Raw genomic sequence first — 13,552 nt, 5'->3', positions numbered from 1 at the left:
TGATAAAGTATAATTATACTTTACAAAATTCGAGGAAAAACGATCCTGAAACCAATTTCATGTTTATTAATTCTTTATTCACTAACATTTTGATAAAAAAAGCCTTATTCTAAGAATAGAATAACAAGTTGATAGCACATCGCAGGAGGACAAGCAACGATGATAGAAATAACAAATGCTGCTAAAGCCATCTTTTTCGATGTAGACGATACCTTGTATGACCACTTGCAGCCGCTGAGAGGAGCACTACAGGAGGTTCTTGGTCTGCCAGACGATTTCCCGTATGGCGAGGCATACCATCGTTTCCGTTATTATAGCGACTGGCTGTCTGCCCAAGAAGACTTGTCTGCTGTACCCGAACCGGAAGCGGTGGAACGGATGCGTCATCGCAGATTTGAGCTGACCATGGCGGAATTTGGACTACCCTTGCAATCGGGACAGGCTGAAGAATTGCAAGCACAGTATTTAAATAGACAGTTTCAGATCCAACCCTTTGAGGGGGCATATGAACTTATACGGAGACTTCTTGCAGAAGGGCATACAGTAGGGTTAATTACCAATGGAGAAGGAGCGCATCAGCAGAAGAAGCTCGAAGCGCTTGATGTTTCCAGCCTTATCCCTGAGGAACGGATTTTTATTTCGGGTACACTTGGTTATGCCAAGCCGGATCGCAGATTGTTTGAGCATGTAAGCAGGCAGACGGGATCGGATTCCAGCTCCAGTTATTACATCGGCGATTCTTGGCGCAATGATGTTGTCGGTGCAGTGGATGCCGGATGGAAAGTGATCTGGTTTAACCATCGTAATGCTTTGCCAGAATCAGAGCATCAACCTCATCATGTTGCGCGTAGTTATGAAGAGGTAAGTCGTATCCTTACATCCGAGTTGGTTCAACAATAAAGCGTGCGCTATGTGCATTGATGCAGTCCTGATTACTCATTTGAGGATCAGGGCTTTTTTTGTTGTTGGATACGGAGTGAGGATTGTCATTGTATATCGGCGAAAATCGCGGTATAGATACTGTGTGTAAAGGTGTTGGAAGAGTCTTTCCACATGAGTCAAGATGAAGCACAGCTTCATGGAATCTTCATTTGAAAGAGTAGGCTAAAGCCTTCACAAAGGATAAGTGCAGTGTTATAATTAAAACAAGATTTAGATTAAGTCTAAATTAAATTAAACAAACGAAAGCAAGTTAAACTACGTTATCAAAATCAAAACTATATCGTATTCGAGAGGGGATAAATTCCATGAGTACAATCCAAACTAGAAACAATACTTTTGCAAACCATACCACTGAACTTCAAGAGGTCCTGAACCGCCAGATCGCAGGCTGGTCTGTACTGTACACCAAACTGCACCACTTCCACTGGTATGTCAAAGGTCCTCACTTCTTCACACTGCATGCCAAATTCGAAGAGTTATATAACATGGCTACAGCGAATATGGACGAAGCCGCAGAACGCCTATTGGCCATTGGTGGACGCCCGGTCGCAACGATGGCTGAACAACTGCGGTTGTCACCAGTTGAGGAAGCACAGGGACAGTTCTCGGCTGAAGACATGGTAGAGACAGTAGTTGCCGATCTGAGAGCTATGGTGGGTGTAATTAACCAGGGTATTCAAGCAGCGGGCGAAGCCGAGGATAACGCAACTGAAGATATGCTGATTGGATTCACCGCTGCATTGGATAAAGAAATCTGGATGTTAAACGCATTTTTGGGCAAATAAGCTAAGTTCCCCTGCATCCGCTGACAACGATATGTAGAGTCCGTGAACAAAGTGCCCGTTCGCTTACAAATCCGGTGTTCTTGCCGTATAATGATGGCATTCAAGATGTATAGATTGGTGGAATGAATAATGCGGACAGACCTGGAAGAATTGCGGGATGAAGCTGAACGGTTTATATATAGATGTTATGAGGAGCTGGGCCATTCGCGTGAAGACGCGCAGGCCCGGCTTGTTGCAGTTCTGAATGAGATTGAGCACACAGGCACATATGTGCATACTGCGGATGAACTGGAGCATGGCTGTAAAATGGCATGGCGGAACAGCAACCGCTGCATCGGACGGCTGTTCTGGGATAAACTGCGCATTATCGATGCGCGGCATGCAGATACCGTTGGAACAGCAGCGGATGCTGTGCTGACGCACATCCGAGCGGCCTCCAACGGAGGTAAGGTCATTCCAATGATTACGATCCTTCCACCTGATGGACCGAATGGAGCACCCGTGAGGATCTGGAATCACCAGTTGATTCGTTATGCCGGATATGAAACGACGGAAGGTATTGTAGGCGACCCTGCATCCGTTGAGCTAACGAAGACAGCAATTTCGCTTGGTTGGCAGGGGGAAGGCACACAATATGATGTGTTGCCACTGATTATTCAAGCTCAAGGACAAGCTCCTGAGTGGTATCCTGTGCCTGAGGAAGACATCGTGGAAGTGAGGATTGAACACCCGGAGCGTCCCGAGATTGCTGAATTGGGCATGCGCTGGTACGGTGTGCCGATGATTGCCGATATGCGGCTGGAGATTGGCGGCATATCCTACCCGGCAGCTCCATTCAACGGCTGGTATATGGGTACTGAGATCGGTGCGCGTAATCTGGCGGATACGTTTCGGTATAACAAACTGCCTGCTGTAGCGGCAGCGCTTGGCCTAAATACGTCGAGTGAAACGACATTGTGGAAGGATCGGGCCCTGGTAGAGCTGAATGTAGCTGTGCTGCATTCGTTCAAGAAAGCAGGCGTGAGCATTGTGGATCACCACACGGCGGCAGCGCAATTTGCCTTGTTTGAGCAGCGGGAGGAGAAGGCTGGGCGCGAGCTGACAGGCGATTGGGTTTGGCTGATTCCGCCCGTGTCTCCGGCGACGACGCATATTTTCCACAGCTCCTACCGCAATGAGATTGTGAAGCCAAACTTTTTCTATGGAGATCATTCCTATAAGCTGGATTCAGAAAAGGTAGAAGCTGAACTTCAGAACAGGGAAAGCCAACAACTCGTGGGGGATCACCAGCCTAAGGCGGAGAATCCACCAATGAAATGCCCGTTTGCACACTGATGTGTGCGAGCGGGTTATTTTTTTGAAGTGTTTTCATCAAAGAACAGGCTCCAAAATAGGAAATGAAGCTAAATATTCTTTCTCTATATGGAAATTAATTGCACTTCTATAATAAGGACCATGACTTTATATAGGAGCGGTTATCCATGGGTTACATTGAATCGCTTCGAGAAATGGTTGGCAATGCACCTGTTATTCTGGTGAGACCGAGTATTTTAATATTGAATCAATCAGGTGAAATTTTGTTGGTTCGAAATGCAGATGATACGTGGGGAGTACCAGGTGGAATGATGGAGCTGGGCGAGTCGGTGGAAGAATGTGCGATGAGAGAGGTAAGGGAAGAGATTGGGCTACAGATCAAGAAACTTAAGCTATACGGCGTCTTTTCCGGGAAAGAGTTATACACGAAATTAAGAAATGGACATGAATATTATAATGTGGTCATTGGTTACATTTGTACGGAATTTGAAGGCGAGTTGAAGCCCGATGGGGTGGAAGTCCTTGAAGCGAAGTTCTATAAACCGACGGAATTGCCTGAGAAAACAGACCCTTATTTAAAAAGTAAAATTGAAGAAAATGCACTACATATAGCAACTTTATTAGGAATAAATAAATGATGGAGTCTGCCCACTGGTGTGGGCAGTCTTGTGCGTTTACCCCCGTTTGGATCTGTAGCGGCTGCGCATCACTGCCTGAACGGCAATGGCTGCAGCGATCAGAAGCAGATTGAACACGAACACAGTATACAGCGATCCATACTCCACAAGCAGCGCAGCCACCAGAGGGGAAACGATCGAGCCAATCTCGGCGGCAGAGACAATTTTGCCTATGACGGAGCTCCTGCCCTCGTCCGGGATGTGATCGCCGATGTGCGCAAAGAACGAATCCATGTAACATGCACCTCCAACGCCGCCGATCAGCATGCCCACGTAAACCCAGACATAAGAAGATGTACTCAGAAAAACGACCACTTCGATGCCAATCATCAGCATGCCGAACATGCAGAGCAGCAGGCGATCTCCCATCCGATCAGACAAGTAACCTGCTATAGGGGCAGCCGCAAGTGTAGATATTCCGGCAACGGTAAAGGCAAGGCTGGTCGCAAACGGGTCCCAGTGCATGATATGAGCAGCATATAGTGCAAAATAAGTCAGAAACACGGCATAGGCACTCATCTCCAGAAAATGCACCGTACCGTAGCCAATCAGTTGCTGCCGCCGGGTAAGTCCTGTGGATGGTTCTGGAATGGTTGGGTTAGGTATATCGTTTGCTGGAGAAACAGTGTAATTCGTATCCATAGGCGTATGCGTTTGTTTTACAATAGTTGGAGACTCGCCTGAGGTCAGACCGTTCACCTCACTTTCAGACGAATGCTCTGCTTTTGATGCCGACTTTATCCCCATTGCCGCAACGACAGCCATCAGACAGCACACGGTAACAAGTAAAAAAGGAACGGACAACGGCCAGTGCAACGAGAGCCAGCCGCTGATGACCGGACCCAGCACCATACCCCCGCCTTCACTGCTGCTGATATAACCGTTGAACAGCCCCCGGTTGTCGACATTGCCCTCATCCCCGATGATGGAACGCACGACGACCGTAAGTCCGGTAGAAGCGAGCCCTTGCAGCATCCGCAGCAGGCCGAATAGTAGCGCTGCAGAAGATACAGCGAACCCGCCCATACAGACAGCAAGCAGCAACAGCATGGCAATCAGTGCCCGCTTGCCCCCGATTTTCCGATAGAGTGCCGCAGCGGGCACCCCGCCAATCACTTTGCCAACATAAAAGAGTGCAAAAATAACCCCCATCATCCAGCCGGACAGGCCAAATTCCTCAATAAACAAGGGGAACAGGGGCAGGATCATGAAACCGCCCATCTGACTAAGAAAACAAATGATCATCAGCAAAGGCAGGTTACGGCGAATATCCACCAACAAGACTCCTTTCGCACATAAACTGAACTCTGATCGTTCTTCAATCGCTCTACCTGAATGCGTAGATATCGACATATACCCGTAATGTATGCTGTATTTGTTAGAATAAGAAGAAATAACACATGGCGTTTACATCAAAACCATTGCGGATATAGCTGAATCATATATAATAGATGGGATTTGTAATGAAGCATGCATGAAAAGAAGTGTACAGGCTCAAGGTATACCTCAAGTTTAAAGGGGGCGAAATGAAGCATGTCAGAACAACTACCGATTATCCGGTTCGACCGGGTGACTCAGCAATACGATCAGGATGAAGCCGTATTGAAGGAAGTCAGCTTCGAGATTGAGCGGGGTAAATTTTATACGCTACTCGGCCCGTCAGGCTGCGGGAAAACAACGATATTGCGCTTGATCGCCGGCTTTGCGGAGCCGACACAGGGCAGTATTTATTTTAACGGTGCAGTGATTAACCAAGTGCCGGCCCACCAGCGGCAGGTGAATACCGTATTTCAGGATTACGCGTTATTTCCACATTTGAATGTATTTGAGAACGTAGCTTTTGGTTTGCGGATCAAAAAAATGAAAACCGCTGAAATTCGCGACAAAGTGCTGGAAGCACTCAAGTTCGTCAATCTCTCCGGTTATGAAAACCGTGAAATTGGCGAGATGTCCGGCGGGCAACGGCAGCGTGTCGCGATTGCACGGGCGATTGTCAATGAACCCGAGATTCTGCTGCTGGACGAGCCGCTCTCTGCACTCGATCTGAAGCTGCGGACCGAAATGCAGTATGAACTGCGTGAGCTGCAACAGCGATTGGGTATTACGTTTATTTTTGTCACGCATGATCAGGAGGAAGCTTTGGCGATGTCGGATGAGATCTTTGTCCTGAATGGCGGCGTCATTCAACAGAGTGGCACGCCCAATGATATCTATGATGAGCCGATTAACCGCTTTGTGGCGGACTTTATTGGCGAATCCAATATTGTATCCGGCAAAATGAAGCAGGACTTTGTCGTGGAATTCGCTGGCGCACAGTACGAATGTGTCGATCAGGGGTTGCAGAAGGACGAGCCTGTGGAGATTGTGATTCGTCCAGAGGATATGGAGATTACAACCGAGGAACAGGGCAAAATGCAGGTCAACGTGGACTCCCAGCTGTTCCGTGGGGTGCATTACGAGATATCCACCTACGATGACGCAGGCAATGAGTGGCTGGTTCATTCCACGAAGAAAGCTGTGGTAGGCGATCGTATTGGTCTGTATTTTGACCCGGAAGCGATCCACGTCATGCGCTTTAACGAGACGGAAGAAGAGTTCGACAAACGTCTGGAAGCCTACCAAGAGGCCGTTCATGCAGACTAAGGCGAGTACACGCAATGCGTATCTGATTCCATATGTGTTATGGATGGTGTTGTTTGTAGTTGCTCCGGTTCTGCTGGTGGTGTATTACTCGTTCTTCGATGTGGAGGGCAATTTCACGCTGGGTAACTATGCCCGGTTCTTTACACCTGTGTACATGCAGATGACTCTGAGCTCGTTCTGGTATGCTTTTCTGATCACGGTGTTCTCACTGTTGGTCTCGTATCCGACGGCGTATTTACTAACTCGTACGAAGCACAAGCAGCTGTGGCTGCTGCTTATTATTTTGCCAAGCTGGATCAATCTGTTGTTAAAAGCGTACGCCTTTATCGGCCTGTTCGGCACGTATGGGCTGACCAATTCCCTGCTTGAAGTGGTGGGTATTGGCACGCAACAGATTCTGTTCACCGATTTCAGCTTTATCTTTGTCTCGGTGTACATCTTCATTCCGTTCATGATCCTGCCGATCTTCAACGCGCTGGAAGAGATGAACCCGTCGCTGATCTATGCAGCACGGGATCTTGGGGCGTCGTCATGGCTGACGTTCCGCCGGGTCATCTTCCCGCTAACGCTCAGCGGAGTGAAATCCGGCTGTCAGGCCGTATTTATTCCGGCGCTATCTTTGTTCATGATTACCCGCCTCATTGCGGGGAACCGGGTAATTACGCTGGGAACAGCGATTGAGCAGCATTTTCTCGTCACCCAGGACTGGGGGATGGGTTCGACGATTGCCGTCTTTTTGATTATTGCGATGGCGATCATTATGTTCCTGACCGGGTCAGGCAAGAAGGAGGTGCGTAATGGGAAGAAACGGAAAGCTGTCTAACGTCTATCTGGCCGTTGTATTCGCCATACTGTACGCACCGATCGCGTATCTGATCTTCTATTCCTTCAACAGTGGCGGTCATATGCGCGGCTTTGAAGGGTTTACGTTGGAATGGTACAGGGAAGTATTTGCCGATACCCGGTTACTGATTATTGTACTGAATACGTTTATTATTGCGCTTCTGTCCTCGGCGATCTCGACGATGCTCGGTGTGGCAGGGGCACTGGCGATCTATCATGTACGGCGCAAACGGACCAAGAATACGTTGCTGTCACTCAATAACGTGCTGATCGTCAGTCCGGATGTCATCATTGGTGCATCATTTCTGATTCTGTTCACCATGATTGGCATCAAACTTGGATTCACTTCGGTATTGTTGTCTCATATCGCATTCAGCGTGCCAATTGTCGTCATCATGGTACTGCCGAAGCTTCAGGAGATGAGTCCAACCTTGATGGATGCGGCGCGTGACCTGGGTGCGGGATCATGGCAGATACTGACTCGTGTGGTGCTTCCATACGTCAAACCGGGGATTTTTGCCGGGTTCTTCATGGCCCTGACATACTCACTGGATGACTTTGCGGTAACATTCTTTGTCACAGGTAACGGCTACTCCACACTTTCGGTGGAGATTTATTCAAGAGCAAGGCAAGGTGTGTCATTGTCCATCAATGCGCTATCAACGCTGCTATTCCTGCTGACGGTGCTGCTGGTGGTTGGGTACTACTTCATTAATCGCCGTGCAACACGGATACCACCCGGAGGAAAGGGGCTGCGTCCATGAAGCAATTGGTACGGACATTTGCGATTGTATTCATCGCTGCCTTTGCCCTGATGATTCTGGCCTCGTATCTGAACAAGAGTCAGGGGTATTCGGGCGGCAACACGCTGACCATCTATAACTGGGGCGATTATATCGACCCTGATCTGTTGAAGGAATTTGAGCAAGAGACAGGCATTAAGGTGATATATCAGACGTTTGATTCGAATGAAGCGATGCTGACCAAGATTGAGCAGGGCGGGACCACGTTTGATGTGGCGATTCCTTCTGAATATGCGATTAGCAAAATGAAAGAAGAGAACCTGCTCGTTCCACTGGATCACAGCAAGCTGCTCAATTTGAGCAACATCGACCCACGGTTTATGGACCTGTCCTTCGATGAGGGCAATAAGTACTCCATTCCTTACTTCTGGGGAACAGTGGGGATTGTGTACAATCCTGAACTGGTCGATGGGTTAACGTTTGAGAGCTGGAATGATCTCTGGGACCCGCGTTTGAAAAACCAGATCCTGTTACTCGACGGTGCCCGTGAAGTGATTGGCATGGGGCTGAACAGCCTTGGTTATTCGCTGAACGATACGAACGAAGACCATCTGCAGGAAGCCTTGAAAAAGCTATCCACCCTGACACCTAACGTCAGAGCTATTGTCGGAGACGAGATCAAAATGCTGCTGGCGAACGAAGAAGCGGCGGTTGGACTCGTATGGTCCGGGGATGCGTCGGAGATTATGGATGAGAACGACAAGCTGGATTATGTCGTTCCTGAAGAAGGCTCGAACCTATGGTTCGATAACATGGTCATTCCGAAGACAGCGAGTAATATTGAAGGCGCTCATCAGTTTATCAACTTTATGCTGGACCCGGATCATGCGGCCCGCAATGCTGAATATGTCGGGTACTCTACACCGAACGCCGAGGCATTGAAGCTGCTGCCAGAGGATATTTCGGAGGACGAGCGATTCTATCCGGATGAGACGCTGACAGGCAAGCTGGAAGTGTACAATAATCTGGGCAAAAAAATGCTCTCGCATTATAACGATTTGTTCCTCGAGTTTAAAATGCATAGCAAATAAAAGGCATTTAATTGAGATGTATAGCGTCTCTCTGATTGGTTAAAACTCAAATGGGAGCAAATGACCGCCAATAGCGTGTGTACAGTTCGTTAGAATAAATAGGGGTGCAGCTCGTCATTTCACTTGAATGGCGAGCTGCACCCCTATATTTTTACCCTGCCTCAGAGCAAATAGCTTAGGTGGTTGTCTTAACTTTGTTTACACGTTAACGGAGGCGACAGAACAAACGAAGGAAGCGAAGCGGTCCCTTTATCCCCGGATTTTCCCATTCTAGATGGGATTCAAAAAAATCTGGGGATAACAGCGATCCGAAGTTGTTCTGTCACCGCAGTGGTCTAGTGTAAACGCTATAAGATTTACATGCGCTTTTTGCGTCCCACAATGATCCACGCCCCGCCCATAATCAGCCCAATCGCCACGAACGGCTGGACAAAGGACAGACTGTTCAGCATCGTGCCAATCGACATGACGGAGAAGAATAACAGCGAGATTACCGTCAGAATGTTGATCGGAATCAGCAGCCATTTGTTGCGACCACCGAACCAATACAATTCAAACAGACCTACCGCTACCGCAAGAATGAAGCCAGGCCACATCGTGCTCCAGTTGCCAAAGAGCATGGCGATCTGGCTGACAACACCTGCCGTAAGCAAGATGCCCCCAGGAACCAGCAATCCAATTCCTCGTCCAATCATGGAGAAGTACAGCCAGTGGAAGAACAGCCCCAGCGGAATCACAAACAGGGTGGGCCAGAATGTGGCAAAGATCGTACCCGGTCCGAGTGAACCTCCCTGGTTCAAAATCAGGTACACGCCCAGCAAAATAAGGACGGGCGCAAGGATGGTGCGTTTAGCCATGATATCTCTCCTTTTCAATACAAGATCAATTCCCGAACGGTCATGGAGTATGTTTTCTCGTTATTCACAGCATACCATGAACCGCAAAAGGGTATCCTCGGTCTTTGGAGTTAAACTGGACCTAGACTAAAGTCTAGGTACGAAATATGCAATCGAGATCAGTCCAATCAAAGGCTCCACAGAAACGTTCCGTCTGAAATGGCTGGATAAATTGATGGAGATGGGGGTGGAGCAGGGTGGGCGGAAGTAAACCCCATGACGGCCAGTCAGTGAATTCCAACCAACAAGTTTAGTGCAGCTATTCAGTAGCCATGCAGTTACCTATGTCACGTAGTTAGCTACGTGAAGAAGCCCACTCCGCGAAGAGTGGGCCTTTTTCTTTTATAAAAGAGGGTAATTCCTCACTTCACCACATCCGAATGCTTCTTGCCCCAGCTGTTCACGCCATCATCTTCAATAATGGAGATGGCTGCATCGGCGATGTCGGGATCTGTCATTAACTTCTCCTGAATACGGAACTTGATATCATCTGCATCAGCAAGGCTTAGCCCTTTCGTTAGCTCGATCAGACCCTCGACGTGGTAATAACGACCTTCCTGAATAATGCGCATCATCTGGATATCTGCAACATGAGTGTCGGCCAGAATGGTCTGGGATACTTTGTCCTCAACATCCTGTGGAGCCGCTACACCAATCAGTCCGATCATATTGTCATAGCCGACACGGAAAGCGACAGCGATCATCAGGCATCCAATAATGGTCGTCACGATTCCATCGAGCAATGCAAAATTGGTTAGTGCAATGACAACAACAGAAATCAGGGCGAGTGTCGCACCGATTACTGCTACAACATCTTCGTAAAATACAAGGCGTGTTGGCGGTGCAGCACGTCCTACATTTTTGATTGCAGCAGGGAACAGGGCAAGGCCTGACGCTTTGGGAGCGCGTGCTTCCTTAAGAATTTCTTTCATCGCTTTGATCAGAATGGCTCCATCGATCACAATGTTAAGCACCAGCACGCCGATGTTAATCCAGAGACCGCCCGAATGACCAACAGGGTGCTGTAAGAGGTGAATCCCTTCATGAATCGTCTCATACGCCATAATGGTCACAACGATAACGGCAATCATACAAAAAATGTTGATGACTCGTCCGAATCCGGTTGGAAAGCGGCGTGTAGGTTTTTTCTCGGACAGTACACTTCCGACAAAGACAAACCCTTGGTTGATGGCATCGGCCAAAGAGTGCATCGCCGAGGCGAACATGGCGCCACTGCCACTGAATAGAAAGGCTCCTCCTTTGCACAGTGCAAGTACCGCATTACCTGCCATGGCTACGGCCGAGGAGGTGTTTCCCTTTTTGACGAGAGACATCAAGCTCTCAGACTTTGGTTGTTCAGCCACTTCGAATGTTCCTCCCAGAAAGATGTGATAGGTGTAGAAAGAATAATCCGTCATTACAGCTTGTTCATTTCCACTAAATGTTATTATAGCTTGCTTTAGAGCTCCCAGCATTATGCAAAAAAGGTCATATCACTCCAAACACCCGTGCGGTTTCACACGAGTGTTTGGTTATTTTTATATATGGAGTTATATAAACTAATCAATCGATGTTCAATCAAATTTCCAGCAAGACAGGCTCAGGTTGCCATACTGATAGGCTTTGAACAGGAGTGATGCTTGCTTGTTCTGGTCTCCGGCGCCCATGGCGAGCAGCAGCGGCACAAAATGCTCTGGCGTAGGCACAGCCGCTTGGGCGGATGGTGCGAGCTTGTCATAGGCGAAGAGGGATTCTGTATCCCAGCTCACCAGCTTGTCATGCAGCCAGTTGTCAAATGCCATGGCCCAAGGATCAATATCTGCGCTTTCCCAATTTAACTGACGCAGATTGTGTACCGTTCCACCACTGCCAATGACGAGAACATCCTGCTCACGTAATGTGGCGAGCGCCTGTCCTACCCGATATTGCTGTTCACTGGACAGATAACGGTTTACAGACAACGCAACTACCGGGATACCCGCATCCGGATAGAGCAGACGAAGAACGACCCAAGCGCCGTGATCCAGACCACGAGCGGAGTCGCTCTCTAGCGGAATCCCAGCATCCGCGAACAGACGCTGAATTTCCGCTGTTGTCTCTTCATGTCCTTGTGCCGGGTATTTGATCTGATACAGCTCGGGTTGGAAGCCACCAAAATCATAGATAGTCTCGTAATTCGCTACCGAGGAAACCAATTGGGTTGTAGATTCCCAGTGAGCAGAGAACAATACGATCGCTTTAGGTTTCGGGAGTTCCTGTCCGAGCTTTTGCAGAAATTCAGTGTACGCATTCTCCTCCAGTGCGAGTGATGGTGCACCGTGAGCGACAAACAGGGATGGCATCATTATGAATTCAGTCCTTTCAGGTCTTCGGCAGCCAGCTTGGCATCCGTCCGAAGCCATTGTTGAAATTGTTGATATAGATCGGGGGTGACTTGGTGCCCACCGTGATATGCAACGAACATAACGTTATGAGTATGTTCTTGGAAGAAACTTGCATTATCTTCGCCGAGTTGCAGTGGGAAGAGATGATCCTGATCGCCATGCGATATAAATACGGATAACAACGAGTTGGGGTGAATCTTGTATTCGTCTTTCACAAATTGCGGAATGTAACCACTCATGGCTACAATTCCCTTGATTGCATCTCCCATGATTAGCGAGAGCGTCATTGCCATAATGGCGCCCTGACTGAATCCGGAGATATAACGCCGTGCGGGATCTATGGCATATTTGGCGGACAAGTCACCGATTAGCTGCTGCAATCCCTGAACAGACGCGTCGAACAATTCCCGGACGGGATTGCCAATGCTTTTAATCTGAAAATAGGCGTAGCCGCTACCCTGAACAATGGGCCCCCTTATGGCCACGATAATAAAATCGGACTGAAGAGGCTCCATTAAACGAAGCATATCCTGCTCATCCGAACCCATGCCATGCAGGGCAAAGATCACGGGATAGTGTTGTTCTGTATTGTAATCGGAAGGAAGCCGAACCTCGTAAGTCGATAAATAACTCAATGGAATCACCACCTGATAAGAAATAATAATCTAAATAAAGTTTACTCATATAAAACTAATATTCTTATTAATGAACAAAATTTATCATGATTCCATTGTAGGGTCAATATTTTTTTTGTATTATGAAAATATGTTCCGTATAAGGAATCTATATTGATCTAATAACGTTGTATCAGGCAGATCGGTAAAGTAATGCACATATTACTCCCAAGGACGTGATAATCATGATCAAAGGAATCGTGCCTATTCTGAGGATATTTGATGAAGACAAAGCAAAAGAGTTTTATCTGGATTACTTGGGTTTTCGATTGGATTGGGAACATCGATTTGAGGCAGACTTGCCGTTATATATGCAGATCTCCCTCGATTCCATTCAATTACATCTATCCGAACATCATGGCGATTGCACGCCTGGAGCGGCATTGCGATTGGAGACGGATGCGCTGGATGCATTACGTGAGAAGCTTAATCGGAAAAAATACAAACATTCTAGACCTGGCATTTCCGACACGCCGTGGAATTTAAGGGAAATGACAGTGATTGATCCGTTTGGCAACCGGATTGTTTTTTATGAACCTGACGCAAAATAGATTGAAGAG

14 protein-coding genes are annotated in these 13,552 nt (G+C 47.9%); 9 read left to right on the top strand and 5 right to left on the bottom strand.

The window, feature by feature from the left end; all coding sequences use genetic code 11:
• The first annotated feature begins 159 nt into the window (after positions 1-159).
• The 4 genes from P364_RS0125375 to P364_RS0125360 all read left to right on the top strand — a co-directional run bounded on the left by P364_RS0125375 (position 160) and on the right by P364_RS0125360 (position 3,679).
• Positions 160-900: an HAD family hydrolase gene (locus tag P364_RS0125375; RefSeq protein WP_029881284.1), complete on the top strand. Its 741-nt coding sequence runs from the start codon at positions 160-162 to the stop codon at positions 898-900.
• A 347-nt stretch (positions 901-1,247) separates the two neighbouring features.
• Positions 1,248-1,727, top strand: a complete 480-nt coding sequence (locus P364_RS0125370) for a Dps family protein (protein WP_024632846.1) — start codon at positions 1,248-1,250, stop codon at positions 1,725-1,727.
• A gap of 129 nt (positions 1,728-1,856) precedes the next feature.
• A complete protein-coding gene (locus P364_RS0125365) occupies positions 1,857-3,062 on the top strand; it encodes a nitric oxide synthase oxygenase (protein WP_024632845.1) in 1,206 nt (401 codons plus the stop codon).
• A 146-nt stretch (positions 3,063-3,208) separates the two neighbouring features.
• A complete protein-coding gene (locus P364_RS0125360; RefSeq protein ID WP_024632844.1) occupies positions 3,209-3,679 on the top strand; it encodes an NUDIX hydrolase in 471 nt (156 codons plus the stop codon).
• 36 nt (positions 3,680-3,715) lie between these two features.
• On the opposite strand, the gene P364_RS0125355 is transcribed toward P364_RS0125360, so the two are convergent.
• Entirely contained in the window at positions 3,716-4,993 is a 1,278-nt protein-coding gene (locus P364_RS0125355) for an MFS transporter (protein WP_024632843.1), read from the bottom strand.
• Positions 4,994-5,251: 258 nt separating this feature from the next.
• On the opposite strand from P364_RS0125355, the gene P364_RS0125350 reads away from it, so the two are divergent.
• The 4 genes from P364_RS0125350 to P364_RS0125335 are packed head-to-tail and all read left to right on the top strand — an operon-like array spanning position 5,252 to position 9,038.
• On the top strand, positions 5,252-6,361 hold the full coding sequence (locus P364_RS0125350; protein ID WP_024632842.1) for an ABC transporter ATP-binding protein: 1,110 nt from the start codon (positions 5,252-5,254) through the stop codon (positions 6,359-6,361).
• Positions 6,351-7,184 (top strand): ABC transporter permease, encoded by an 834-nt coding sequence (locus P364_RS0125345; protein ID WP_024632841.1) that lies wholly within the window; start codon positions 6,351-6,353, stop codon positions 7,182-7,184. The genes P364_RS0125350 and P364_RS0125345 overlap by 11 nt, the downstream gene beginning before the upstream one ends.
• Complete coding sequence (locus P364_RS0125340; protein ID WP_024632840.1) at positions 7,159-7,968, top strand: ABC transporter permease; 810 nt, start codon at positions 7,159-7,161, stop codon at positions 7,966-7,968. The genes P364_RS0125345 and P364_RS0125340 overlap by 26 nt, the downstream gene beginning before the upstream one ends.
• On the top strand, positions 7,965-9,038 hold the full coding sequence (locus P364_RS0125335; RefSeq protein WP_024632839.1) for an ABC transporter substrate-binding protein: 1,074 nt from the start codon (positions 7,965-7,967) through the stop codon (positions 9,036-9,038). Before P364_RS0125340 ends, P364_RS0125335 begins: the two co-directional genes overlap by 4 nt.
• Positions 9,039-9,394: 356 nt before the next feature.
• On the opposite strand, the gene P364_RS0125330 is transcribed toward P364_RS0125335, so the two are convergent.
• The 4 genes from P364_RS0125330 to P364_RS0125315 all read right to left on the bottom strand — a co-directional run bounded on the left by P364_RS0125330 (position 9,395) and on the right by P364_RS0125315 (position 12,962).
• Entirely contained in the window at positions 9,395-9,895 is a 501-nt protein-coding gene (locus tag P364_RS0125330; protein WP_024632838.1) for a hypothetical protein, read from the bottom strand.
• Between the two features lie 401 nt (positions 9,896-10,296).
• The gene (locus tag P364_RS0125325) at positions 10,297-11,298 is read right to left on the bottom strand and encodes a cation diffusion facilitator family transporter (RefSeq protein WP_024632837.1); all 1,002 of its coding nucleotides are present in this window, start codon (positions 11,296-11,298) and stop codon (positions 10,297-10,299) included.
• Between the two features lie 210 nt (positions 11,299-11,508).
• Complete coding sequence (locus tag P364_RS0125320; RefSeq protein ID WP_024632836.1) at positions 11,509-12,279, bottom strand: dioxygenase family protein; 771 nt, start codon at positions 12,277-12,279, stop codon at positions 11,509-11,511.
• The gene (locus tag P364_RS0125315) at positions 12,279-12,962 is read right to left on the bottom strand and encodes an alpha/beta hydrolase (protein WP_442952276.1); all 684 of its coding nucleotides are present in this window, start codon (positions 12,960-12,962) and stop codon (positions 12,279-12,281) included. The genes P364_RS0125320 and P364_RS0125315 overlap by 1 nt, the downstream gene beginning before the upstream one ends.
• 215 nt (positions 12,963-13,177) lie before the next feature.
• Between P364_RS0125315 and P364_RS0125310 the strand changes: the two genes are divergently transcribed.
• Entirely contained in the window at positions 13,178-13,543 is a 366-nt protein-coding gene (locus P364_RS0125310; protein ID WP_029881609.1) for a glyoxalase superfamily protein, read from the top strand.
• Positions 13,544-13,552 lie beyond the last annotated feature (9 nt).

Source organism: Paenibacillus sp. MAEPY2, from assembly GCF_000499205.1.
Classification (GTDB): domain Bacteria; phylum Bacillota; class Bacilli; order Paenibacillales; family Paenibacillaceae; genus Paenibacillus; species Paenibacillus vandeheii.
The sequence above is the reverse complement of the archived record's forward strand: the minus strand, read 5'-3'. Positions and strand labels throughout refer to the sequence as shown.